Genomic DNA, 22,023 nt, shown 5'->3' with positions numbered 1-22,023 from the left:
TCCTGTGCCAGGGAGCCGCCTCGCACCCCGGACACCGGCTTGGCATGCTGGCACGATGGCATCATCCAGTGACCTCACGCCCGTCAGCGACCGAGTGGAGGAACTCCTCGCCCGTCCGGGCCCGTTGCCGATCGTCTCCGCCGGTGACCCCGTGCTGCGCGGCGCGGCCGAACCGTTCGACGGCCAGCTGGACCCCGCGCTCCTGGCCCGCTTCGTCTCGGCCCTGCGCGACACCATGCACGCGGCGCCGGGAGTCGGGCTGGCCGCGCCCCAGGTGGGCATCCCCCTGCGCATCGCGGTGATCGAGGACCCGGCGCCCGTACCGGACGAGATCCGCGAGGTACGCGGCCGGGTACCGCTGCCCTTCCGGGTCCTGGTCAACCCGGTGTACGAGTCCGTGGGCACCGCGCGTGCCGCGTTCTTCGAGGGCTGTCTGAGCGTGCCGGGCTGGCAGGCGGTGGTGGCGAGGCCCGTCGAGGTGCGGCTCCTGGCGCGGGACGAGCACGGCGGTCCGGTGGACGAGGTGTTCACGGGCTGGCCGGCCCGGATCGTGCAGCACGAGACGGACCATCTGGACGGCACGCTCTACCTCGACCGCGCCGAACTGCGCTCGCTGTCCTCGAACGAGGCGATGGGGCGGTGGTGGGCCCAGCCGACTCCGTCGGAGGCGGCGAAGCGGCTGGGCTTCCACCTGTAGTCCGGGCCGCTGGTCCGGACCGCTGGTCCGGGCCGCTGGTCCGGGCCGCTGCTCCGGGCCGCTGCTCCGGGCCGCTGCTCCGGGCCGCTGCTCCGGGCCGCTTCGCGGTCGGGTTACTTGCTGTCGCGGTACGCCTCCAGCAGCCTCAGCCACACCTCGCTGACCGTCGGGTAGGACGGGACCGCGTGCCACAGCCGGTCGACCGGGACCTCTCCGACGACCGCGATCGTGGCGGAGTGGATCAGCTCGCCGGTGCCGGGGCCGACGAAGGTGACGCCGCGCAGGGTCTCGGTGTCCAGGTCGACGATCATCCGGGCCCGGCCGCGGTAGCCGTCTGCGTACAGGCCGGCGCCGGCGACCGTGGAGAGGTCGACGTCGACCGCCCTGACGCGGTGGCCGGCCTGCTCGGCCTCGGCGAGGGAGAGGCCCACGGCGGCGGCCTCCGGGTCGGTGAAGACGACCTGGGGGACGGCGGCGTGGTCGGCGGTCGCGGAGTGCGCGCCCCAGCGGTCGCTCTCCAGGAGCGGCACACCGGCCGCCCGGGCGGCGATGGCGGCGCCCGCGATCCGGGCCTGGTACTTGCCCTGGTGGGTGAGCAGGGCGCGGTGGTTGACGTCGCCGACCCCGTACAGCCAGTCGCTGCCCGTGACCCGGAGGCTGTCGTCGACCTCCAGCCAGGAACCGGGGGTGAGGCCGACCGTCTCCAGGCCGACGTCGTCGGTGCGCGGGGCGCGTCCGGTGGCGAAGAGGATCTCGTCGGCCTCGATGCGGTCGCCCGTGGAGGTGGTGACGACGACCGTGCCGCCGTCCCGTGTCACGGACTCGACCGAGACACCGGTGCGCACGTCCGCGCCCGCCTCGGTGAGCGCCTCGGCGATCAGCTCCCCGGCGAAGGGCTCCATGCGGGGCAGCAGGCCCTTGCCGCGGACGAGGACCGTGACCTGGGAGCCGAGGGCCTGCCAGGCGGTGGCCATCTCCACTCCGACGACTCCGCCGCCGACGACCACGAGGCGGTCAGGGGCGGCCTGCGCGCTGGTGGCCTCGCGGCTGGTCCAGGGCTTGACCTCGGCGATTCCCGGCAGGTCGGGCAGCACGGCCCGGGTGCCGGTGCTGACGGCCACGGCGTGCCGGGCCGTCAGTACGTGCCGTTCCCCGTCGGGGCCCTCGACCGTGACCCGGCGGGGTCCGTCGAGCCGGCCGTGTCCCCGGTAGAGGTCGACGCCGACGCCCTCCAGCCACTGGACCTGGCCGTCGTCCTTCCAGTCCGAGGTGTAGTAGTCGCGGTGGGCGAGGACCGCCGAGGCATCGAGGGGGCCCTGCACGGCCTGGCTCAGGCCGGGCACCTTGCGGGCGTCCGCGCGGGCGATCACCGGTCGCAGCAGGGCCTTGCTGGGCATGCAGGCCCAGTACGAGCACTCGCCGCCGACCAGTTCGCTCTCCACGATCGCGGCGGAGAGGCCTGCCGCGCGGGCGCGGTCGGCGACGTTCTCCCCCACGGGCCCGGCCCCTAGCACCACGACGTCGTACACGTTGGTTTCCGTTTCCGTCATGGGGCCAGTCTGGCCGTTGGTGTGGGTCGTGGCCACACGGGTATGCGCGCGGAATACGGCGCCGGTCGGTGCCGTTGTGCACAACGGCCGCGCACCGACCCCGAGAAGAGGGAATCATCGCCATGAGCAGCACCGTGGAGCTCACCAAGGAGAACTTCGACCAGACGGTCACGGACAACGAATTCGTCCTGATCGACTTCTGGGCGTCCTGGTGCGGCCCGTGCCGGCAGTTCGCCCCGGTCTACGAGAAGGCGGCCAAGGCCAATTCCGACCTGGTGTTCGCCAAGGTGGACACGGAGGCGCAGCCGGAGCTCGCCGCGGCCTTCGACATCCAGTCGATCCCGACTCTGATGATCATCCGCGACCAGGTGGCGATCTTCGCCCAGCCGGGTGCGCTGCCCGAGGCCGCCCTGGAGGACGTCATCGGCCAGGCCCGCAAGCTGGACATGGACGAGGTCCGCAAGTCGGTCGCGGAGGAGCAGGCGAAGAAGGCCGAATAACGGCCGGCGCCCGTAAGGGGCGCGGGGCTGTATCAGTATGCGGCTCCGCCGCGCGGGCGCGAGCAACCCGCGCGCAGCCGCGGATCACCACGCACGACCGCATGTCGGCCGCCCGCAGGGCAACGCCCCGGGCCGGCCGGCGGGCCGTCAGCTCGACTCCCGGTGGACGATCTCCGCCCCCAACACCTCGTGCGCCTCCGGCTCCGTCGCGGGCTCCCGCACCGCGCGGTCGACCAGCTCGGCGAGCTCACGCCCGGACGGCAGCTCGATGTGGACCGTGCTCAGCCGCGGCCGCAACAGCCGCCCGAGCATCAGATCGTCCGCGCCGACGACGGCCGTCTCGCCCGGTATACCGACTCCCTCGTCCTGCAGCGCGCGCATCAGCAGCATCGCGAACTCGTCGTTGTACGCGAAGACGGCGTCCAGGCCGAGCGACCGCCAGCGCCCCGCGAGATCGGCCGCGGCCTTCTCGTCGTAGGCGAGCGGCACCTCGGTCACCGTGGCGTCCGTACCGGCCAGAGCCTGCCGTACGCCTACGAGGCGGGGCCTGGAGAAGATCTCCAGACCGGGATCCTCGGGGACCAGTACCCCGACGCGGCGGTAGCCCCGGGCCAGCAGGTGCGCGCCGACGCTGCGGCCGACCTCCTGGTGGTCCATGAGGAGCGCGTGTGCGCCCTCGATGCGGTCGGGACCGAGGGTGACCACGGCCCGGGCGCCCGAGCGCTTGAGCACGGACACGCCCCGCGGCCCAAGGCCCCCGCCGGGCGCCAGTACGGCGACCGGCCGCAGCTCGGCCCAGGCGCGGGCCGCCTCGTCGCCCCGCAGGCCCAGTCCCCCGTACTGCACGACGGTGTATTCGAGACGGCTGAGCGCCCATTGGAGTTCGTTGAAGAACTGGCTGTAGAGCGGGCCCACGGGCACGTCCGGCGCGGGCATCAGGACCATGCGGCTGTGCCCGGCGCGCAGACTGCGGGCCGCGGCGTGCGGCACGTACCCGAGTTCCTCGGCCGCCCGGTGGACGCGGCGGCGGGTGGGCTCGCTGATCCGTACGGCGCTGGTGTTGTTGAGGACGTAGGAGACGGTCGCGCGTGACACTCCCGCCAGACGGGCCACATCGGCACTCGTCGGCACGGAGTGCTGCGCGGGCGGCGGAGGGGCGGACGTTTTCGGTAGCTGCACCATGAGGTACGGCATCCTTGCAGAAGCCCCGCGCGGGCCCAGGGGCGGGGGGCGGCCCAAGTCGCTTCCCCGCCAAGGCAGTTCCGTACGGGTCAGCCGTGCGACTCCGTACGCGTCATGCGTGCGACCAGGTCGGTCCAGCCCGCTTCCAGCCGTTCCAGCGGCATCCCGCACTCCTTGGTCAGGTGGTGGATCAGCGCGGGGTCGAGGTACCCCATCAGCGCCTGGGCGAGGAGGGCGCAGTCGGCGTCCGGCACCGCCTGGCGCAGCAGCAGGGTGACGTGGCCGGTCAGGAAACGCTGGGGCGGGAACGAGAAGCGGCGGGCCGGCTCCGGCTGGGCGGCCAGTTGCAGATCCAGTTGCTCGACGGACTGACGCAGGACGGCACACCCGAACGCCCTCAGCCGCTCGACCGGAGGTGCGCCGGGGCCCAGTGGCGGCGGCCCGCTGAGGAAGGCGGCCTGGAGCTGCTTGGCGGAGTGGTCCAGGAGCGCCATCAGCAGGCCGGTGCGGTCGCCGAAGCGGCGGAAGACGGTTCCCTTGCCGACCGCGGCGGCCACGGCCACCGCCTCCATCGTCACGCCGGCCGCGCCGTGCTCCGCGACCAGGCGGGTGGCCGCCTCCAGCAGCCGGGCCCGGTTGCGGGCCGCGTCGGCACGCAGGCACGGCTCGTCCTCACCGGAGGTGAGCTCCAGGAGAACGGGCTCGCCGGTCGGCGCCTGAGGCTTGGGAAAGGGCGGCAGGAAGGCTGACATGAAGACAGCGTAACGCCGGGGAAGAAAACTGGACCGTGGTCCGTTTGACTGGTAGAACTTTAAACGGACCCCGGTCCGGATCGTAACGGCAATGTTTCATCCCCCTTGGAGCCCCCCATGACTGTTCGTATCCTCGCGCTCGTCGGCAGCCTCCGCGCCGGCTCCCACAACCGGCAGCTCGCCGAGGCCGCCGTCAAGCTCGCGCCCGAGGGCGCGGAGGTCGACCTGTTCGAGGGTCTGGCCGACATCCCCTTCTACAACGAGGACATCGACATCGAGGGCGACGTCCCGGCCGCCGCCGCCCGGCTGCGCGAGGCCGCGGCCGGCGCCGACGCCATCCTGCTCTTCTCGCCCGAGTACAACGGCACCATCCCGGCCGTCCTGAAGAACGCCATCGACTGGCTGTCCCGCCCGTTCGGCGCGAGCGGCCTCAAGGACAAGCCCCTCGCCGTGGTCGGCACCGCCTACGGCCAGTTCGGCGGCGTCTGGGCCCAGGACGAGGCCCGCAAGTCCGCCGGGATCGCCGGCGCCAGGGTTCTCGGCGACATCAAGCTCTCCATCGCCGGCTCGGTCGTCCGCTTCGCCGAGACGCACCCCTCCGACGACGCCGAGGTCGCCGCCCAGCTGACCGAGGTCATCAGCCGGATCCACGGCGAGGCCACCGCGCCCGTCGCCGCCTGACCGGGACACTCCGCGTTCGCGTGACGCGCGGCCACCGCCGCGCGTCACCGTCGTACGCGGTGACAGGTTCGCCTCAGCCGAGTCCGGCCGGCCGCTCCACCACCGGGGCGACGCCGCGCTCGATCCACTCGGCGGGCTCGTCGACGCGCGAACCCGGGATCACGGTCTCGATGCCGAGCTTGGCGTAGTCCGCCAACTCCCGTGTGAAGGCGTCCGGTTCGGTTCGGCCCCGCTCCTGGGGTCGCCCGAGTGGACCATCGTCCCGCGCACCTCGGCGTGGTCGCGGCCCACGGCGTCGCGGTGTCCGCGCAGGACGCCCAGCTTGCGCCCGACCTCCTCGGGGGTCGAGACCGCCGGGGAGGGCTCGGCACGCGGGCGAACCTCCGTTCCCGCCAATGGAGTTGCCCGCCCCGTACCGCATACGCCATCCGGAGGTTACCGTTCGGTAGACATCGTGCTCCCGGAGGTGGCAGCCCGCTATGACTCCCCACGCCGTACGGAAGCCCGCATGACGTCCGGCCGTGCCGCGGGACTCGCGCAGCACGCCCGTGCCCTGGCCGAGGGCTCGGTGTCCTCGCGGGCGCTCGTCGAGGAGGCCCTCGCCGGGATCGCGGCAACCCAGGGATCACTGAACGCCTTCCGGCTGGTGCGCGCCGAGGCCGCGCTCGCCGAGGCCGACGCCGCCGACAGGGAACTCGCGGCCGGCGCCCACCGGCCGCTGCTCGGGGTACCGGTGGCGGTCAAGGACGACATGGACGTGGCGGGCGAACCGACGGCCTTCGGCTGCCGCGGCGCGTTCCCACCGGTCGCCGAGGACGGCGAGGCGGTACGCCGGCTGCGTGCGGCCGGGGCCGTGATCGTCGGCAAGACCAACACCTGCGAGCTGGGACAGTGGCCCTTCACCGAGGGCCCCGCCTTCGGTGAGACCCGCAACCCGTGGCACACCGGGCACACACCGGGCGGCTCGTCCGGCGGTTCGGCCGCCGCCGTCGCGGCGGGCCTGGTCCCCGCCGCACTGGGCTCCGACGGGGCGGGCTCGGTGCGCATCCCCGCGTCCTGGACCCATCTGATCGGCATCAAACCGCAGCGCGGCCGGATCTCGACCTGGCCGCGCCCTGAGTCCTTCTACGGCATCACGGTCAACGGCACCCTGGCCCGTACCGTCGAGGACGCCGCGCTGCTCCTGGACGCGGCGAGCGGCAGCCACGCACACGACCTGCACCGCCCGCCCGCGCTCCGCACGGCGGACGCGGTGGGCCGGGATCCGGGGCGGCTGCGGATCGCGCTGTCACTGAAGCCTCCGTTCACGGCGCTGCCGGCTCGACTGCGCCCCGACGTACGGGCCCGGGTCGTCGCCCTCGCGGAACGGCTGGCCGCGCTCGGGCACGAGGTCGAGGAGGCCGACCCGGCGTACGGGCGGATCGGTCTGGCGTTCGTACCGCGCGCCACCGCCGGGATCGCCGAGCGCGCGCGTGACGTGCCCGACCCCGCTCTCCTCGACCGGCGCACCCGCGAGGCGGCCCGGCTCGGGCGGCTGCTCGGCGGGGCCCCGCTGCGGGCCGCCCGGCGCGCCGAGGCACGGCTGCACCGGCGGATCGGCGCGCTCTTCGAGACGTACGACGTGATCCTGGCGCCGACGACGGCCGCTCCGGCCCCGCGGATCGGCGCGTTGCACCGTCTGAGTGGCTTCGGCACCGACCGGGCCATGATCGCCGCGTGTCCGTACGCGTGGCCGTGGAACGTGCTGGGCTGGCCCGCGGTGAGCGTCCCGGCGGGGTTCGTCGACGGCTGCCTGCCCGTGGGCGCCCAACTCCTCGGCCCCGCGAACAGCGAGCCGCTCCTCGTCTCACTCGCCGCGCGGCTGGAGGCGGACCAGCGGTGGTACGAGCGGTGGCCCGGCCGCACGACGGATCGCGAACCGGGCGGCGGTGGGGCGGAGTTCGGTCCGCCCGCCGGTCCCTGGCCCGCGGGCCCGTAGGCTTGGCGGCATGCACGACGCGTCGATGGTGGGGCTCATGGGGCGGGTCACCGGCACGGTCGGGCCCGGCCTCGTCGGCGAGGTGATCGTCCGGGTGCGTGGCGGCGCCGAGCACTTCCTCGCCCATGCCGCTTCCTCGAACGCGTACGGCGGTTGAAGCCTGCGCGGGCGTCTTGACCATGTGAGCGTGCAGTACGTATCAAGGATGAGAACCAGGAGGCCGTGGTCGCGCGGCAACTCGCGGAGAACTGGCCGGAGATCGTCGAGGCGGGTGCGGGTCCGCTGTGGCTGGTCGCGCAGTTCCCCGCGCCCCTTACAAGCAACGAAGCAGGGCGCTGACCGTGCCCCTGGCCAGGGAGGTGCGCGAGACCCCCGCTCAGCGGCGCGGGTTAACGTGTCTGCTGTGACTGCTTCTGCCGAGCGAGCCGAGCAAGATGTTCCCGGGCGATTCGGGCCCTCCGCCACCGCCGAGGCCGATCCGCGGCGGGTCGGGGTCGTGCGGACCGAGTACTCCCCCGCGCACGACGGCGACCCTGACCCGGGCGAGATCGTGTGGACGTGGGTGCCCTACGAGGAGAACGACGGACGGGGCAAGGACCGGCCGGTGCTGGTGGTCGCCCGCGAGGGTGCCGACACGTTCCTCGCCGTGCAGTTGTCGAGCAAGGGGCACCACGGCGACCGGGAGTGGGTGCCGATCGGCAGCGGGCCCTGGGACCGGTCGGGGCGCGACTCGTGGGTCGACGTGGACCGGGTGCTGCGACTGCACGAGAAGGGGATGCGCCGGGAGGCGTGCGCGCTGGACCGGATGCGGTTCAACCTGGTGGTGCACCGGCTGCGGGAGCGCTACGGCTGGCGCTGAAGAGGCCTGAACGCCTGCTCGAAGGCCGCCCGGACCACCGCTCCCCTCGTCCGGTCCAGGACGCCGAGGACGACGTGCTCGAAGGTGCCGGAGAAACGTCCGCCGTCCCCGAGAAGCGCGGAGAAGGTGCTCGCCACCTGCGCCGGGTCGTTCTGGAACACTCCGCAGCCCCATGCGCCGAGCACCAGCCGGCAGTAGCCGTGCGCCTCGGCCGTCTCCAGCACCCGCTCGGCGCGGGAGGCGAGCGCGTGCGGCAGCTCAGGTACGCGCTCCGGCGTCGTGCGCTTGATCACTCCGGCGTTGGGTGCGGCGGCCGTGAGGAATCCCGCGGTGTACGGCTCGTCGAGGAACGCTCCCCGGTCGTCGCGGAACACCGGGACGGCCGGTGAGTGAATCACCCGGTCGGTGTAGAAGGGGTCGCGGTGTGTCCGGTGGTGGTCGTAGAACTCACGGGCCCCCACCAGGCACGTGTAGAGCGCGGAGGCCCGGCACAGGGCCTCTTCCTGGGCCTGCGCGCCGTTGAGATACCCCCCGCCGGGATTGCGTGCCGAGGAGAAGTTCAGTACCGCTGCCGGACCGGTCAGCCGGCGGGCCGCTTCCAGGCTGCTCTCGCCCGTGACCTCGAAGAACGTGTCCGTGGAAGAGCCCGTGAGGCCGACAGAACCGGCGGAACCGGTGGCACGCGGTGTCTCGACGGGCTCCGGGCCGTACATCCGGGTGCCCGCGCGGGCGGCGGCCACCGCCGCGGCGATCGACACCTCGCGCCCGTCGGACGCGCGGTACGAGCCCGCCGCGACGATCTCCTCCGTCTGCCGTGCGATCGCGCGCAGCCGTGCGCTCATGGCGCCACCCCTGTAGGCGCCGTGCTCGCGTCCCGCACGATCTCCCCCGGTATCCCTGTCGCATCCCCCGTCGTGCTCATGAACGCATGGTGAGCGATCCTGGTCTGGAGTCGCAACAGAGTTTCACGCACCCATAAGCGGCGATACGCACCCTTGTGCGAACCGGCTCAAGGGTCTTGGGTGGGACGAGCGTCTGTCGGACCGGCCCATCCGAAGCCGGTCCGGCGGCATGGATGGAATCTCAGGAGGATCCCGACATGTCCGATTCGGCGAGTGACTGTACGGCGCCCCGCCGCTCCACCGTCACCGAGACCGAAGTGGAGGCACTGGTCCGCGGCATATGCTTCAAGACCGGACCGCCCCGCTCCCTCGGTGTGGAACTCGAATGGCTCGTCCACGAGCCGCGCTCCCCGCGGCTCCCCGTACCACCTGAACGTCGCGAAGCGGCCTACGCCGCAGTGCGGGCCCTGCCCCTGAGTTCGGCGGTCACCGTCGAACCGGGCGGACAGCTGGAGCTCAGCTCCGCACCCGCCGCCTCCCTGACGGAGTGCGTCGCCTCCGTCTCCGCCGACCTCGACGCCGTACGCGCGGTACTGCGCGAGGCGGGTCTCGCCCTCTGCGGACTGGGCCAGGACCCCTGGAACGAACCCACCCGTTTCCTCCATGAGCCGCGCTACGACGCCATGGAGACCTGCCTCGACCGTGCGGGCCCCGAGGGCCGCGCCATGATGTGCTCCTCCGCCTCCGTCCAGGTCTGTCTGGACGCCGGGTACGAGGAGCCCGGACCGCTCGGTCTCGGGCGCCGCTGGCTGCTGGCGCACCTGCTGGGCGCGGTGCTGGTGGGCGCGTTCGCCAATTCCCCGATGGCCCAGGGCCGGCCCACGGGCTGGCGCTCCACCCGGCAGTCCCTGTGGGCCGCGATGGATCCGGGCCGCACCAGCGCCCCGCCCCTCGACGGCGACCCGCGGGCCGCCTGGGCACGGCACGTCCTGGACGCACCGGTGATGTGCGTACGCGCGCCCAGCGGCCCCTGGGACGTACCGGAGGGGCTGACTTTCCGGGCGTGGACCCGGTCCGACGCACCACCGGGCCGGGATGACCTCGACTACCACCAGACGACCCTGTTCCCGCCGGTGCGCCCGCGCGGGCATCTGGAGCTGCGCATGATCGACGCGCAGCCGGGCGACGACGGCTGGATCGTGCCGCTGGCCGTGACGGCGGCGCTGTTCGACGACCCGGAGGCCGCCGAGACCGCCTACCGGACGGTGAAACCGCTCGCCGAACGGGCCGGCTCGCTGCCCGCCCCGTGCAACCCGCTGTGGACGGCAGCCGCCCGCTCGGGCCTTGCCGATCCCGAGCTGCGGGAGGCGGCGGCGACCTGCTTCGCGGTGGCCGCCGACGCGCTGCCCAGGATCGGTGCGAGCACCGAGGTGCAGCGGGCGGTCGCGGAGTTCACCGACCGCTATGTCGCCCGGGGCCGCTGTCCCGCCGACGACCTGCTCGACCGTGCCGCCGACTCCGGTCATCCGCAGCACGGCACGCTCCTCGGCTCCGGACAGGACGCGGAACACAGCACGGAACAGTTGCTCAGCGGGAAGGACCTCCGCCCATGACCGACCCCGGTACCAGCACTTCGCTCGACGACCCGGAGACGCTCAGAAAGCGTGCGCTGGCGGCGCTGCTCACGGCCCGCGAGCGCACGGCACTGCTGACCTCCTGTGTCGAGGAGCCCGAACTGACCGCGCAGCACTCGCCGTTGATGTCCCCGCTGGTGTGGGATCTCGCGCACATCGGCAACCAGGAAGAGCTGTGGCTGCTGCGGGCGGTCGCCGGCCGTGACGCGCTGCGGCCCGACATCGACGGCCTGTACGACGCGTTCGAGCACCCACGTGCCGAGCGGCCCTCGCTTCCGCTGCTGCCGCCCGCCGAAGCCCGCGACTACGCGGCAGAGGTTCGCGACCGGGCGCTCGACATCCTGGAGAGCGCCGCGTTCGAGGGCACCGGCGCCCGGCTGACCGAGGCCGGCTTCGCCTTCGGCATGATCGCCCAGCACGAACAGCAGCACGACGAGACCATGCTGATTACCCATCAGCTCCGCAGGGGGCCGGTGGCCCTGACGGCTCCGGACCCGATATCCGTACCCGCGTACAACGGACCCGCCGAAGTACTGGTCCCGGGCGGCCCGTTCACGATGGGCACGTCCACCGAGCCGTGGGCGCTGGACAACGAACGGCCGGCGCACGCGCGTCTGGTGCCGCCGTTCCTCATCGACACCACTCCGGTGACGAACGGGGCGTACCAGGCGTTCATCGCGGACGGCGGCTACACCGACCGGCGCTGGTGGGCACCGCAGGGCTGGTCCCACATCCGGGAACACTCCATCGAGGCGCCGCTGTTCTGGCGCCGCGACGGCGGGCAGTGGCTGCGGCGGCGCTTCGGCGTCACCGAGGCCGTACCGCCGGACGAGCCCGTCCTGCACGTCAGCTGGTACGAGGCCGACGCGTACGCGCGCTGGGCGGGACGGCGCCTGCCCAGCGAGGCCGAGTGGGAGAAGGCCGCCCGGCACGACCCGGAGACGGGCCGCTCGACGCGCTATCCATGGGGCGACGCCGACCCCACTCCCGAGCATGCCAACCTCGGCCAGCGCCATCTGCGCCCGGCGCCGGCCGGCAGCTATCCGGAAGGCCAGTCGCCGCTCGGTGTACGGCAGTTGATCGGTGACGTGTGGGAGTGGACGTCCAGCGATCTGCTCCCCTATCCGGGCTTCCACGCCTTCCCGTACAGGGAGTACTCGGAGGTGTTCTTCGGGTCGGAGCACAAGGTGCTGCGCGGCGGCTCGTTCGCCGTGGACGCGGTGGCGTGCCGGGGGACGTTCCGCAACTGGGACCATCCGGTCCGGCGGCAGATCTTCTCCGGGTTCCGCACCGCTCGGGACGCCCACCCGGAAACCGTCTGATGTGCCGTCATCTGGCATACCTGGGGCCCGAGGAGCCGCTGGGGCGGCTCCTCGTGGACCCGGCCCACAGCCTGTACCGCCAGTCGTGGGCGCCCCGGCGCCAGCGGTACGGGACCGTCAACGCCGACGGTTTCGGCGTCGGCTGGTACGCCGAGGGCGACCCGGTGCCCGGCCGCTACCGGCGTACCGGGCCGATCTGGGGCGACCGGTCCTTCGCCGACCTGGCGCGGGTGGTGCGCTCGGGCGCGCTGCTCGCCGCGGTGCGGGACGCGACCCTGGCGGGGGCGGACGGGGAGGCCGCGGCGGCGCCGTTCGCCGCGGGCACCTGGCTGTTCAGCCACAACGGCGCGATCGCCGGCTGGCCGCGTTCACTGGCCCCGCCGGCCCGGACGCTGCCCGCCGAGGACCTGCTGTCGATGGAGGCGCGCTGCGACTCGGCGCTCGTCTGGGCGCTGGTCCTGAACCGGCTGCGCGGCGGTGACGAGGAGGGCCAGGCCCTCGCCGACACGGTTCTCGACGTGGCGGCGGCGGCTCCCGGCTCCCGCCTCAACCTGCTGCTCACCAACGGCGAGGTGATCGCCGCCACCGCCTGGGGCGACACGCTCTGGTATCTGACCGAGCCCGGCCGGCGCACCGTCGTCGCGTCCGAGCCGTACGACGACGATCCGCGCTGGCAGGAGGTGCCGGACCGCACACTGCTCGCCGCGAGCCGCACGGACGTCCTGCTCACCCCGCTCAAGGACATCGACGAACCCGTGGCATCCGTACCGGGCGCTTCCGCACCCAGCACACCCGTACCGAGCACACCCGTACCGAGCGCATCCGTTCCGAGCAAGGAGCCCCGTACGTGAGTCCGTTCCTGGTCACCCGCACGCTGCCCGAGGACGCCACGGGCGCCGCTCTGCGGGCCGACGTCCTGCACGGCCTGACCCGCACGCCGAAGACGCTCCCGCCCAAGTGGTTCTACGACGCGCTCGGCAGCGAGCTCTTCGAGAAGATCACCGCGCTGCCCGAGTACTACCCCACGCGCGCCGAACGCGAGATCCTCGCCGCCCGGGCGCCCGAGATCGCCGCGGCGACCGGTGCGCGCACGCTCGTCGAGCTGGGCTCGGGCTCGTCCGAGAAGACCGGGCACCTGCTCGACGCGCTGCCCGCGCTGCACACCTATGTGCCGGTGGACGTGAGCGAGAGCGCGCTCACGCAGGCCGGTGAGTCGTTGACCACCGAGCGTCCCACGCTCGACGTGCACGCGCTGATAGCCGACTTCACCGGTGGCCTCACGCTGCCCGGCACGCCCGGCCCGCGGCTCGTCGCGTTCCTCGGCGGCACGCTCGGCAATCTGCTGCCCGCCGAACGTGCCTCGTTCCTGGCGTCGGTACGTTCCCTGCTGTCACCGGGCGACGCACTGCTCCTCGGCACCGACCTGGTGAAGGACGAGTCGGTGCTCGTCGCCGCCTACGACGACGCGGCGGGGGTGACGGCCGCGTTCAACAAGAACGTGCTGAGCGTCGTCAACCGCGAGCTCGGCGCGGACTTCGATCCCGACGGGTTCAGCCATGTCGCCCGCTGGAACGCCGAGCAGGAGTGGATCGAGATGCGGCTGCGCGCTCTCTCGGCCGTGACCGTGAAGATCCCCGCACTCGACATCGCCGTGCAGTTCGCCGAGGGCGAGGAGATGCGCACCGAGGTGTCGGCGAAGTTCCGCGAGGAGGGCGTACGCGCGGAACTGGCCGCCACCGGACTCGAACTCACCCACTGGTGGACGGACGCCGAGGGGAGGTTCGCGCTGTCGCTGAGCACGGCCCGGTGAACCGCACCGGACCGGAGCCCGTCGGAACCCGCGTTCCCCGGGCCCACATCTCGCGGTCCCCCGCCTCGTGGGGCACCGTGGAACGACACGTGGCACACGGGCCACGGCGGAGAGGAGCACCCGCATGTCCGACCACACCTACCGGGTCACCGAGATCGTCGGAACCTCGCACGAGGGCATCGACCAGGCGATCCGCAACGGGGTCACCCGGGCCTCGCAGACCCTGCGCAACCTCGACTGGTTCGAGGTCACTCAGGTGCGCGGGCAGATCGAGAACGGGCAGGTCCAGCATTACCAGGTCGGCCTGAAGGTCGGCTTCCGCCTGGAGGACTCGGCCTGACGGCGGCCCTGCCCGGCCCGTACCCGGCACGGGCGCCGGCCCCTTCCGACGCGTTCGCGTTCGGGAGGGGCCGGCGCCCGTCGGACCCGCCCGTCAGGTCCGCCCCTCCCGTTCCTGCGCCTCCTTCAGCGCCGCCGACGCGGCGGCCCAGCGGGCCCGTACGACGGTGAACCCGGCCCGTTCGGCGTCCTCGCACACCAGCTCGTCGTCGTCCACGAACACCCTGATCGCACGGTCGCGGGCCAGCTCGCGGAGGATCTGCAGCTTGGTGCGCCGGGCGGGCCTGCGGTCGTCGTTGCGCCGCATCCGGACGCGACCCCCGGGCAGGCCCTGGGCGGCGATCCAGGCCACCGTGTCCTTGCGGCAGCGCTCGGGCCGCCCGGTCAGATAGAGGACCTCGCATTCCTCCGCGTGCTCCAGGGCAAGTGCCACGCCCTCGGCCAGCGGTGGATCGTGCGGCGCGGCGGCGAAGAAGGCGTCCCAGTTCCGCGGCTTCTGCTCCAGGAACCGCTGCCGGTGCGCGGTGTCGGCGAGCGTGCCGTCGAGGTCGAAGACGGCGAGGGGCGTGCTGTTGTTCGTCACAGCGGCCACCCTAGAACGCCGCTTCGGTCACTTCGGGGCCCCGCCGCGGCCACCTCAGGACGCCGCTCTCCTCCGTTCAGGACGCGGTCGCGTCCCGCCACAGCGTCCAGGCGAGTCCGAAGCCGGCCAAGGCGATCGCGATCCGCAGCGGGGCCTCGGGCAGTCGCCGTACGACCGCGGGCCCCATCCAGGCGCCCACGAAGCAGCCCACACCGAGCGTGAGGGCCGCGCTCCAGTCGACCGGGGCGAGAAAGGCGTAGGCGACGGCCGCGGTGACGTTGGCCGCGCCGGTGGCGATGTTCTTACCCGCGTTGGTCACCGGCAGCGGCTCCGTCGCGGACAGGGAGAGCACGGCGAGCATCAGGACGCCCGCCGCGGCGCCGAAGTAGCCGCCGTACAGACCGACCAGCAGCACGGCGCAGGCCACGGGCAGTCCGGGTACGGAGGAGGCCGGATCGGTGCTGAGTCTCGCGGTCAGCCGCCGCAGGGGCTCGCGGATGAGGATCAGCACCGAGCCCAGGGCCACCAGCCACGGAACGACCAGCTCGAACGTCGAGGACGGTGTGCCGAGGAGCAGGGCCGCGCCGATCGCCCCGCCCAGCGCCGCCGTGACGGCCAGCCGGACGAGCCGGGCGCGCTGCCCGCGCAGTTCCTCCCGGGACCCCACCGCGGATCCCACGGTGTTGGAGAAGAGGGCCACGGTGTTGGTGACGTTGGCCGCCACGGGCGGCAGGCCCGCGGCAAGGAGAGCGGGGTAGCTGAACAGCGAGGCCAGACCGGCGATCGAACCGGCGAGCCCGGAGGCGATTCCGGCGGCCAGGAGCAGCGGGACGCGGCCGGAGTCGATCCCGGCGATGAGCGCTTGCACGTGACCCTCTTGTCCTGAAGGGGTGGGGTGGCGTCCTGGCCCGCCACACACGGTCGTTCCACCCTATAGACGGCATCTACATATGCAGACGGCAGGGGTCTCCTCAGACGCCGGACGGGCCCGATGACGCGAGCGGGACACCCGGCGGCATGTTGTACGGCGTGACCACCTGGATCGCCGAAGGCAGGAAGGGACCCTCGTCGGGAAGGGCCTTGTGCGCGCGCATGATGGTCTGGCAGGCGCGCCGCATGTCCTGGCGCAGGTCGTGGTGGAGCACGGCGGACAGCCGGCGTTCGCGCAGGAATCCGGTGTTGTCGTGATCCAGGTCGTGCGCGATGAACACCGCGCACTCCCGCCCGAGGAGGCCGAACGCGTCGAGGGTCGCCGCGTTGCCGCCCCCGGCCGAGTAGACGGCGATGACGTCCTCGTCCCGCTTGAGGGCGTCCAGGACGAGGTCCCGCTGGGTGGCGTCCAGTCCGTCGCTGTCGGTGACCTCCACCAGGGATCTTCCGGGCTGCGCGCTGCGCATCGCACTGCGGAAACCCATCTCCCGCTCCTCCTCGCCGCGGAAGGAGCCCCGGCTGATCGTGGCGAGCACGTTGCCGGGCCGGTCGCCGAGCCACTGCCCGATGAGATAGGCGGCGGTGGCGCCCGCCGCCCGGTTGTCGATACCCACGTACGCCATGCGCGCGCTGCTGGGCAGGTCGCTCACCAGCGTGACGACGGGGATGCCCGCCGCGACCAGCCGGCTGACGGCGGCGACGATCTCCGGCAGGTCCGGGGCCTTGAGGATCACTCCCTGCGAGCCGCGCTTGGCGATCTTGTCCAGGGTCGCGACCAGTTCGGAGGCGGGACAGGTCTCCCGGAAGTGGAAGCGCGACCGCACCACGGCGGGGTGCAGGGAGGGCAGTTCCGCCTCCAGGGCGTCCCGTACGGCGGTGGAGAACCGCTCCGGCGTCTGCATCACGATGTCGATCATGAAGGTGCGGCCACCGATGCGTACCTGGGTCCGCTGGCGGTCCAGGTCCTTGACGGCCTGGCGCACCTCCATGACGGTGCTCTCCCGTACGCCGCCGCGGTCGTTGAGGACCCGGTCGACCGTGGCCTCGCTCAGACCGGCCTGACGGGCGATCTCTCTGATCGGATAGGGATGTCGCACGGCGGCCCTCGCATGCAAATGACGGACTTTTGATGGGTCTCTGCGGATTGTATGACGGGCTCTGGTTCACAAGACTGACAGCAGCGCCGCCGGAGCCGAAGCCTGAGCCGAAGGAGACAACGCACTCATGGGACTTCTTGAGGACAAGGTCGTCCTCGTCAACGGCGGCAGCCAAGGGGTGGGCGCGGGGGTCGTCCGGGCGGCCGTACGCGAGGGCGCGACCGTCGTCTTCACCGGACGCCGGGCCGAGGTGGGCGAGAAGCTCGCCGTGGACACCGGCGCCCGCTTCGTCCGCGCCGACCTGTCGGACGCGGCGCAGGCGCGCGACAGCGTCGTCCAGGTCGTGGACGCGTACGGGCGTATCGACTGTCTGGTCAACGCGGCGGGGCTCACCTCGCGCGGTTCGCTCCTCGACACCACGCCGGAGCTGTTCGACGCGCACATCGCGATCAACCTGCGGGCGCCTTTCTTCGCGACGCAGGCCGCGGTCACCGACATGACGAGCCGCAAGGCGCCCGGCACGGTCGTGAACATCATCTCGAACTGCGCGCACGGCGGCCCGCCGCATCTGGCGCCGTACTCCACGGCGAAGGCCGGCCTCGCGGGGCTGACCCGCAACGCGGCCCACGCGCACCGCTGGGACCGCATCCGCATCAACGGCCTGAACATCGGCTGGACGGACACCGAGGGCGAGGACGCCACCCAGCGCGCCTTTCACGGCGCGGGCGACGACTGGCGGGAGAAGGCCGCGGCGGCCCAGCCGATGGGCAAGCTCGGACAGGTCGACGAGATCGCCGACTTCGTCGTCCTCCTGCTCTCCGACCGCAGCGGTGTGGTGACCGGCTCGGTCATCGACTGGGACCAGACCGTCTTCGGCGGCCTCGACTGAACCGCCCTCCGGGCTGAAACCTTGGTTTGAAGGAGCACGATTCGCATGCGTATTGGCATCATGGGGCTGGGCCGGATCGGCGCGTTCCACGCGGAAACCCTGTCCGGACTCGAAGCGGTCGACTCGCTGGTGGTCACCGACCCGGTCGCCGCGGCGGCCTCCTCGGCGGCGGAGCGGTTCGGGGCGACGGCGGTGGACTCCCCCGACGCGGTGTTCGCCGCCGGAGTCGACGGTGTCGTGATCGCCGCCGCGACCGACGCCCACCCCGAACTCCTCCTCGCCGCCGTCAAGGCGGGCATCCCGGTCTTCTGCGAGAAGCCCGTGGCCCGCGGCGTCGAGGAGAGCCTCGACGTGCTGCGCGCGGTGGAGGCCGGCGGGGTCGAGGTGCACATCGGCTACAACCGGCGCTTCGACGCGGGCTGTGTCGCCGCGCGCAAGGCCGTGGTGAGCGGCGAGCTCGGCCCGCTGCACACCGTACGGTCCACCACCCTCGACCCCGCGCCGCCGCCCGCCGCGTACGTGGCCGTCTCCGGTGGCATCTTCCGCGACTGCGGCGTGCACGACTTCGACATCGTGCGCTGGGTCACCGGCCGCGAGGTCGTCGAGGTGTACGCGACCGGCGGCAACCGGGGCGCCGACTTCATCGCGGCCGCGGGGGACGTCGACACCGCCTCCGCGCTGCTCACCTTCGACGACGGCACGATCGGCGTCATCTCCAACTCCCGGCACAACGCCCGCGGTTACGACGTCCGCCTGGAGGTGCACGGCATGCTGGACAGCATCGCCGTGGGCCTGGAGGACAAGCTGCCGCTGCGGTCCGTCGAGCCGGGGGCCACCTTCCCCGCCGGCCCCCCGCACCACTTCTTCATGGACCGCTTCGCCGCCGCCTACCGGGCCGAACTCGCCGCGTTCACCGAGGTCGTGGCGGGCTCACGCCCCTCCCCCTGCACCGTGGCCGACGCCCTCGAAGCGAGCTGGATCGCCGAGGCCTGCACGCTGTCGCTGCGCGAACACCGGCCCGTACGACTGGAAGAGGTGCGCACAGCATGACGGACGAACCCCTGCGGATCGGTGTGCTGGGCGCGGCCCGCATCGCCGAGCTGTCGATCGCGGGACCGGCCCGGGTGACCGGCCACCGCATCGTGGCGGTGGCCGCCCGCGACCGGTCCCGAGCCGAGGCCTTCGCCGCCGAGCACGACGTCGAACGGGTCCTGGACTCGTACGCCGACGTCGTCTGCGACCCCGCGGTCGAGGTCGTCTACAACCCGCTCGCCAACGGTCTGCACGGGCCCTGGAACCTCGCCGCGCTCGCCGCGGGCAAGCATGTGCTCACCGAGAAACCCTCCGCGAGCAACACCGAGGAGGCCGTCGAGGTCCGGGACGCCGTCGCGAAGGCCGGCACGGTCTTCATGGAGGGCTTCCACTACCTGTTCCACCCGGTCACCCGGCGCCTGCACGAGCTGCTGGCGAGCGGGGAACTGGGCGAACTGCGGCACGTGGAGACCACGATGGTCATGCCGCCACCGCCGGACACCGACCCGCGCTGGTCGTTTCCGCTGGCGGGCGGCGCTCTGATGGACCTGGGCTGCTACAGCCTGCACGCCCAGCGGATGCTCGCGCCCTGGGCGGGCGGCGCGCCGCGGCTCGTCGCGGCCCGCGGCGGCGAGCGAAGCGAGACGGGGGTACCCCCGGACGGAGTCCGGGGGAGGCCGGGCGCGCCCGGGGTCGACGAGTGGCTGGACGCCGACCTGGAGTTCCCGGGCGGCGCCACCGGTACGGCCCGCTGCCACATGGCGCACGACGAGTGGGAGATGAGCTGCCGGATCGTGGGCTCACTCGGTGAGGCCACGGCGGTGAACTTCGTGCAGCCGCACCTGGACGACCGGGTCCGGGTCCGTACGGCCTCGGGCGACCGCGTCGAGATGCACGGCCGCCGGTCCTCGTACACCTACCAGCTCGAAGCCTTCGCGGCCCACCTGCGCCGGGGCGCGCCGCTGCGCCTGGACGCCGATGACGCGCTCGCCACGATGCGCCTCATCGACGACTGCTACCGGGGTGCGGGCCTCCCGCTCCGGCCGCGAACGGTCCTGCCGGCCTGAGGACCCTCAGGCCGGCAGGACCGTTCGCGGTCTTCTCTCTTCCCGGCTGCCTCAGCGCTTCACCGGTGTGCGTCGCCCAGCGCCGAGCGCAGGTACTCCGCGCTGCTCCACACGTCGTCCACGGGTCCCTTGCCCGCGGGCTCCCCGGTGAGGATGGTGTCCTGCTCCAGGACGTACCAGCCGTCGTAGCCGCGCGCTCCGAGGTGGCTCACGATGGCCCGGACGTCCACGTCACCGGCGCCGAGCGGCCGGTACATGCCCTCCCGGACGGCGTCCGTGTAGCTGAGGCGGCCGGACCGGACCTTGGCGGCGAGGGCGGCGTCCACGTCCTTCATGTGTGTGTGGGCGATCCGCTCGGGTGCCTGCCGGGTGAGTTCGGCGGGGTCGGTACCGCCGATGAGCAGGTGCCCGGTGTCGAGGCAGAGCGAGATCGCGGAGTGCTCCAGCACGCGCTGGACCTCCTCGCCGTTCTCGACCATCGTGCCGACGTGCGGGTGCAGGACGGCCTGTACGCCCCGTTCGGCGGCCAGCGCGGTCAGGCGGTCCAGGTTGGACAGCAGCAGCTTCCAGCCGTCGGCGTCCAGCTCGGGCCGGGAGTCGTAGCCGTCCTGTCCCGTGACGGCCGAGAGGACGAGGACGTCGGCCCCGGACGCGGCATAGCTCTCCAGGAGCGTGTCGACCTCGGGCAGCGGATCACTCCCGGGTACGTGCAGCAGCAGCGGGGTGAAGCCGCCGACGGCCCGCAGGTCGTGGTGGGCGAGGACCTGCGCCATGGCCGCCGGCTCGCCGGGCAGAAAGCCCTCGGGCCCGAACTCGGTGGCGGCCAGACCGACCTCGCGCATCTCCTTCAGCACGCGCTCGGGCGTCAACTGGTAACCCCAGTCGGGTACTTCGCACACGCCCCACGAGATGGGCGCTCCGGCGATCCGGGGCATTCGAGTGTCCATGGCGCAACGTTAAGTGCATCCCGGCACAAAAATGAAGGGGTGGATCCCTCAGCGGGGCCTCATCGTGTCCATCTTTTTCCCGTCATTCGCACCCCGGGCGGGACCCACGCGGAAGAAATCAGCGAAACGACTGTTGATACGGACGACGGAGCACAGCCCCACAACAGTCCATCCGGCGGAGAAGCCAGCGGAGAAGTCAGCGGAGAAGCCATGTCACACCAGCAGAATCACGAGACCCGCTTCTCCGTCCTCGACCGCTCGCGCACCAGGGAGGGCCACGGCGCCCCCGAGGCGCTGCGCGACACCGTCCGGCTGGCGCGGGAGCTGGAGGGGTTCGGCTACCACCGGATCTGGGTGTCGGAACATCACGGCGTCCCGGGTGTCGCCGGTTCCGCGCCGACCGTTCTGGCCGCCGCGGTCGCCGCCGCGACCGGCTCGATCCGGGTGGGCACGGGCGGGGTGATGCTGCCCAACCACCAGCCCTTGGTGGTGGCGGAACAGTTCGGCGTCCTGGAATCCCTCTTCCCCGGCCGTATCGACATGGGCCTCGGCCGCTCCGTCGGGTTCACGGACGGCGTACGCAGGGCGCTGGGCCGGGAGAAGGACGTGGCCGACGACTTCGCGGCACAGCTCGACGAGCTGCTGGGCTGGTTCCGCGGCACGTCCCCGACCGGAGTGCGCGCACGCCCCGCCGAGGGCCTGACCGTGCCGCCGTTCGTGCTGGCCATGGGCGAGGGCGCGACGATCGCCGCGCGGGCCGGGCTGCCCATGGTGATCGGCGACCTCAGGAACCGCGAGAAGATGCGCCGGGGCATCGACCACTACCGCGAGACGTTCCGGCCCTCCGTGTGGGCGTCGCAGCCGTACGTGGTGATCTCCGGGACGGTGGCGGTCGCGGGGACGCCGCAGGAGGCACGGCGGCTGCTGCTGCCGGAGGCGTGGTCGATGGCGTACTCGCGCACGCACGGTACGTTTCCGCCGCTGCCGTCCGCCGAGCGTGTCGAGGCGCTCACGCCGACGATGACGGAGAAGGAGCGGGGCTTCTACGAGGCCGGTCTTTCCGGCCAGATCGCCGGGACCGAGGAGCAGGTCGCCCATGAGCTGTCGACGGTGATCAAGGAGACCTCGGCGGACGAGGTGCTGGTCACGACCAGTACATATGACCGGGCGGGGCTGGTGGACTCGTTCCGGCGGTTGGCGCGGGTGGTGGGGCTTGGGCCCGTATGAGTGGTCCACTGGGGTGACCCCGGGTCGGTGCGGTAGGTGCGGGCCGGCTGGGGCTGGTCGCGCAGTTCCCCGCGCCCCTTACGGGGCACAAGACACGCCCTTCCT

The 22,023-nt window shown here is 72.6% G+C and carries 24 protein-coding genes; 15 read left to right on the top strand and 9 right to left on the bottom strand.

The window, feature by feature from the left end:
- Nucleotides 1-55: 55 nt before the first annotated feature.
- On the top strand, nucleotides 56-697 hold the full coding sequence (locus tag ACIOKD_RS24775; RefSeq protein WP_402087864.1) for a peptide deformylase: 642 nt from the start codon (nucleotides 56-58) through the stop codon (nucleotides 695-697).
- A gap of 113 nt (nucleotides 698-810) precedes the next feature.
- On the opposite strand, the gene ACIOKD_RS24770 is transcribed toward ACIOKD_RS24775, so the two are convergent.
- Entirely contained in the window at nucleotides 811-2,247 is a 1,437-nt protein-coding gene (locus ACIOKD_RS24770) for a dihydrolipoyl dehydrogenase family protein (RefSeq protein WP_402087861.1), read from the bottom strand.
- Nucleotides 2,248-2,369: 122 nt separating this feature from the next.
- On the opposite strand from ACIOKD_RS24770, the gene trxA reads away from it, so the two are divergent.
- On the top strand, nucleotides 2,370-2,747 hold the full coding sequence (gene trxA, locus ACIOKD_RS24765) for a thioredoxin (RefSeq protein WP_402087859.1): 378 nt from the start codon (nucleotides 2,370-2,372) through the stop codon (nucleotides 2,745-2,747).
- Between the two features lie 147 nt (nucleotides 2,748-2,894).
- Here trxA and ACIOKD_RS24760 read toward each other — a convergent pair whose 3' ends face one another.
- Both ACIOKD_RS24760 and ACIOKD_RS24755 read right to left on the bottom strand, forming a co-directional pair.
- Nucleotides 2,895-3,929, bottom strand: a complete 1,035-nt coding sequence (locus ACIOKD_RS24760; RefSeq protein ID WP_402087857.1) for a LacI family DNA-binding transcriptional regulator — start codon at nucleotides 3,927-3,929, stop codon at nucleotides 2,895-2,897.
- Between the two features lie 89 nt (nucleotides 3,930-4,018).
- Nucleotides 4,019-4,681, bottom strand: coding sequence for a TetR/AcrR family transcriptional regulator (locus tag ACIOKD_RS24755; RefSeq protein ID WP_402087855.1), 663 nt, complete (start codon nucleotides 4,679-4,681; stop codon nucleotides 4,019-4,021).
- 117 nt (nucleotides 4,682-4,798) lie between these two features.
- On the opposite strand from ACIOKD_RS24755, the gene ACIOKD_RS24750 reads away from it, so the two are divergent.
- Complete coding sequence (locus tag ACIOKD_RS24750; RefSeq protein WP_402087852.1) at nucleotides 4,799-5,362, top strand: NAD(P)H-dependent oxidoreductase; 564 nt, start codon at nucleotides 4,799-4,801, stop codon at nucleotides 5,360-5,362.
- 73 nt (nucleotides 5,363-5,435) lie between these two features.
- On the opposite strand, the gene ACIOKD_RS24745 is transcribed toward ACIOKD_RS24750, so the two are convergent.
- On the bottom strand, nucleotides 5,436-5,558 hold the full coding sequence (locus tag ACIOKD_RS24745; RefSeq protein ID WP_402087850.1) for a hypothetical protein: 123 nt from the start codon (nucleotides 5,556-5,558) through the stop codon (nucleotides 5,436-5,438).
- A gap of 312 nt (nucleotides 5,559-5,870) precedes the next feature.
- On the opposite strand from ACIOKD_RS24745, the gene ACIOKD_RS24740 reads away from it, so the two are divergent.
- The 3 genes from ACIOKD_RS24740 to ACIOKD_RS24730 all read left to right on the top strand — a co-directional run bounded on the left by ACIOKD_RS24740 (nucleotide 5,871) and on the right by ACIOKD_RS24730 (nucleotide 8,199).
- Nucleotides 5,871-7,340 (top strand): amidase, encoded by a 1,470-nt coding sequence (locus ACIOKD_RS24740; protein WP_402087847.1) that lies wholly within the window; start codon nucleotides 5,871-5,873, stop codon nucleotides 7,338-7,340.
- A 10-nt stretch (nucleotides 7,341-7,350) separates the two neighbouring features.
- Nucleotides 7,351-7,497 carry a hypothetical protein gene (locus tag ACIOKD_RS24735; protein WP_402088157.1) on the top strand — a complete coding sequence of 49 codons (147 nt, stop codon included), beginning with the start codon at nucleotides 7,351-7,353 and terminating at the stop codon, nucleotides 7,495-7,497.
- Between the two features lie 246 nt (nucleotides 7,498-7,743).
- On the top strand, nucleotides 7,744-8,199 hold the full coding sequence (locus ACIOKD_RS24730) for a type II toxin-antitoxin system PemK/MazF family toxin (RefSeq protein ID WP_402087845.1): 456 nt from the start codon (nucleotides 7,744-7,746) through the stop codon (nucleotides 8,197-8,199).
- Here the strand turns inward: ACIOKD_RS24730 and ACIOKD_RS24725 are convergent.
- The gene (locus ACIOKD_RS24725; RefSeq protein WP_402087842.1) at nucleotides 8,184-9,041 is read right to left on the bottom strand and encodes a TIGR02452 family protein; all 858 of its coding nucleotides are present in this window, start codon (nucleotides 9,039-9,041) and stop codon (nucleotides 8,184-8,186) included. The two genes, ACIOKD_RS24730 and ACIOKD_RS24725, sit on opposite strands and share 16 nt — an antisense overlap.
- A gap of 257 nt (nucleotides 9,042-9,298) precedes the next feature.
- Here ACIOKD_RS24725 and egtA point away from each other — a divergent pair, with 257 nt between their 5' ends.
- The 5 genes from egtA to ACIOKD_RS24700 all read left to right on the top strand — a co-directional run bounded on the left by egtA (nucleotide 9,299) and on the right by ACIOKD_RS24700 (nucleotide 14,147).
- Nucleotides 9,299-10,654 (top strand): ergothioneine biosynthesis glutamate--cysteine ligase EgtA, encoded by a 1,356-nt coding sequence (egtA, locus tag ACIOKD_RS24720; RefSeq protein ID WP_402087840.1) that lies wholly within the window; start codon nucleotides 9,299-9,301, stop codon nucleotides 10,652-10,654.
- Nucleotides 10,651-11,997, top strand: coding sequence for an ergothioneine biosynthesis protein EgtB (gene egtB, locus ACIOKD_RS24715; RefSeq protein ID WP_402087837.1), 1,347 nt, complete (start codon nucleotides 10,651-10,653; stop codon nucleotides 11,995-11,997). Before egtA ends, egtB begins: the two co-directional genes overlap by 4 nt.
- Nucleotides 11,997-12,848, top strand: a complete 852-nt coding sequence (egtC, locus tag ACIOKD_RS24710) for an ergothioneine biosynthesis protein EgtC (RefSeq protein WP_402087834.1) — start codon at nucleotides 11,997-11,999, stop codon at nucleotides 12,846-12,848. Before egtB ends, egtC begins: the two co-directional genes overlap by 1 nt.
- Entirely contained in the window at nucleotides 12,845-13,807 is a 963-nt protein-coding gene (gene egtD, locus ACIOKD_RS24705) for an L-histidine N(alpha)-methyltransferase (protein ID WP_402087831.1), read from the top strand. Before egtC ends, egtD begins: the two co-directional genes overlap by 4 nt.
- Before the next feature lie 124 nt (nucleotides 13,808-13,931).
- Complete coding sequence (locus ACIOKD_RS24700) at nucleotides 13,932-14,147, top strand: dodecin (protein ID WP_402087828.1); 216 nt, start codon at nucleotides 13,932-13,934, stop codon at nucleotides 14,145-14,147.
- A gap of 93 nt (nucleotides 14,148-14,240) precedes the next feature.
- Here ACIOKD_RS24700 and ACIOKD_RS24695 read toward each other — a convergent pair whose 3' ends face one another.
- The 3 genes from ACIOKD_RS24695 to ACIOKD_RS24685 all read right to left on the bottom strand — a co-directional run bounded on the left by ACIOKD_RS24695 (nucleotide 14,241) and on the right by ACIOKD_RS24685 (nucleotide 16,756).
- Nucleotides 14,241-14,729 (bottom strand): hypothetical protein, encoded by a 489-nt coding sequence (locus ACIOKD_RS24695; RefSeq protein ID WP_402087825.1) that lies wholly within the window; start codon nucleotides 14,727-14,729, stop codon nucleotides 14,241-14,243.
- 76 nt (nucleotides 14,730-14,805) lie between these two features.
- On the bottom strand, nucleotides 14,806-15,597 hold the full coding sequence (locus ACIOKD_RS24690; protein WP_402087822.1) for a sulfite exporter TauE/SafE family protein: 792 nt from the start codon (nucleotides 15,595-15,597) through the stop codon (nucleotides 14,806-14,808).
- A gap of 103 nt (nucleotides 15,598-15,700) precedes the next feature.
- Entirely contained in the window at nucleotides 15,701-16,756 is a 1,056-nt protein-coding gene (locus ACIOKD_RS24685) for a LacI family DNA-binding transcriptional regulator (protein WP_402087820.1), read from the bottom strand.
- Nucleotides 16,757-16,883: 127 nt separating this feature from the next.
- Between ACIOKD_RS24685 and ACIOKD_RS24680 the strand changes: the two genes are divergently transcribed.
- Genes ACIOKD_RS24680 through ACIOKD_RS24670 form a run of 3 tightly spaced genes read left to right on the top strand, consistent with a single transcriptional unit; the run spans nucleotide 16,884 to nucleotide 19,744 of the window.
- A complete protein-coding gene (locus ACIOKD_RS24680) occupies nucleotides 16,884-17,645 on the top strand; it encodes an SDR family oxidoreductase (protein WP_402087818.1) in 762 nt (253 codons plus the stop codon).
- A 45-nt stretch (nucleotides 17,646-17,690) separates the two neighbouring features.
- Nucleotides 17,691-18,695, top strand: coding sequence for a Gfo/Idh/MocA family oxidoreductase (locus ACIOKD_RS24675; RefSeq protein ID WP_402087815.1), 1,005 nt, complete (start codon nucleotides 17,691-17,693; stop codon nucleotides 18,693-18,695).
- Nucleotides 18,692-19,744 (top strand): Gfo/Idh/MocA family protein, encoded by a 1,053-nt coding sequence (locus tag ACIOKD_RS24670; RefSeq protein WP_402087812.1) that lies wholly within the window; start codon nucleotides 18,692-18,694, stop codon nucleotides 19,742-19,744. Before ACIOKD_RS24675 ends, ACIOKD_RS24670 begins: the two co-directional genes overlap by 4 nt.
- Before the next feature lie 59 nt (nucleotides 19,745-19,803).
- Here the strand turns inward: ACIOKD_RS24670 and ACIOKD_RS24665 are convergent, their stop codons facing one another.
- On the bottom strand, nucleotides 19,804-20,691 hold the full coding sequence (locus ACIOKD_RS24665) for a sugar phosphate isomerase/epimerase family protein (RefSeq protein WP_402087810.1): 888 nt from the start codon (nucleotides 20,689-20,691) through the stop codon (nucleotides 19,804-19,806).
- 210 nt (nucleotides 20,692-20,901) lie between these two features.
- Between ACIOKD_RS24665 and ACIOKD_RS24660 the strand changes: the two genes are divergently transcribed.
- Nucleotides 20,902-21,918, top strand: coding sequence for an LLM class flavin-dependent oxidoreductase (locus ACIOKD_RS24660; protein ID WP_402087807.1), 1,017 nt, complete (start codon nucleotides 20,902-20,904; stop codon nucleotides 21,916-21,918).
- The last annotated feature ends 105 nt before the right edge of the window (nucleotides 21,919-22,023 follow it).

The organism is Streptomyces sp. NPDC087844, from assembly GCF_044742785.1.
Classification (GTDB): Bacteria; Actinomycetota; Actinomycetes; order Streptomycetales; family Streptomycetaceae; genus Streptomyces.
The sequence above is the reverse complement of the archived record's forward strand: the minus strand, read 5'-3'. Positions and strand labels throughout refer to the sequence as shown.

Bases quoted from the DNA above. Each gene is read 5' to 3' on its own strand.
- ACIOKD_RS24775 (WP_402087864.1), top strand. From the start codon at position 56: ATGGCATCATCCAGTGACCTCACGCCCGTCAGCGACCGAGTGGAGGAA.
- ACIOKD_RS24770 (WP_402087861.1), bottom strand. From the start codon at position 2,247: ATGACGGAAACGGAAACCAACGTGTACGACGTCGTGGTGCTAGGGGCC.
- trxA (WP_402087859.1), top strand. From the start codon at position 2,370: ATGAGCAGCACCGTGGAGCTCACCAAGGAGAACTTCGACCAGACGGTC.
- ACIOKD_RS24760 (WP_402087857.1), bottom strand. From the start codon at position 3,929: ATGGTGCAGCTACCGAAAACGTCCGCCCCTCCGCCGCCCGCGCAGCAC.
- ACIOKD_RS24755 (WP_402087855.1), bottom strand. From the start codon at position 4,681: ATGTCAGCCTTCCTGCCGCCCTTTCCCAAGCCTCAGGCGCCGACCGGC.
- ACIOKD_RS24750 (WP_402087852.1), top strand. From the start codon at position 4,799: ATGACTGTTCGTATCCTCGCGCTCGTCGGCAGCCTCCGCGCCGGCTCC.
- ACIOKD_RS24740 (WP_402087847.1), top strand. From the start codon at position 5,871: ATGACGTCCGGCCGTGCCGCGGGACTCGCGCAGCACGCCCGTGCCCTG.
- ACIOKD_RS24735 (WP_402088157.1), top strand. From the start codon at position 7,351: ATGCACGACGCGTCGATGGTGGGGCTCATGGGGCGGGTCACCGGCACG.
- ACIOKD_RS24725 (WP_402087842.1), bottom strand. From the start codon at position 9,041: ATGAGCGCACGGCTGCGCGCGATCGCACGGCAGACGGAGGAGATCGTC.
- egtA (WP_402087840.1), top strand. From the start codon at position 9,299: ATGTCCGATTCGGCGAGTGACTGTACGGCGCCCCGCCGCTCCACCGTC.
- egtB (WP_402087837.1), top strand. From the start codon at position 10,651: ATGACCGACCCCGGTACCAGCACTTCGCTCGACGACCCGGAGACGCTC.
- egtC (WP_402087834.1), top strand. From the start codon at position 11,997: ATGTGCCGTCATCTGGCATACCTGGGGCCCGAGGAGCCGCTGGGGCGG.
- ACIOKD_RS24700 (WP_402087828.1), top strand. From the start codon at position 13,932: ATGTCCGACCACACCTACCGGGTCACCGAGATCGTCGGAACCTCGCAC.
- ACIOKD_RS24680 (WP_402087818.1), top strand. From the start codon at position 16,884: ATGGGACTTCTTGAGGACAAGGTCGTCCTCGTCAACGGCGGCAGCCAA.
- ACIOKD_RS24675 (WP_402087815.1), top strand. From the start codon at position 17,691: ATGCGTATTGGCATCATGGGGCTGGGCCGGATCGGCGCGTTCCACGCG.
- ACIOKD_RS24670 (WP_402087812.1), top strand. From the start codon at position 18,692: ATGACGGACGAACCCCTGCGGATCGGTGTGCTGGGCGCGGCCCGCATC.
- ACIOKD_RS24665 (WP_402087810.1), bottom strand. From the start codon at position 20,691: ATGGACACTCGAATGCCCCGGATCGCCGGAGCGCCCATCTCGTGGGGC.
- ACIOKD_RS24660 (WP_402087807.1), top strand. From the start codon at position 20,902: ATGTCACACCAGCAGAATCACGAGACCCGCTTCTCCGTCCTCGACCGC.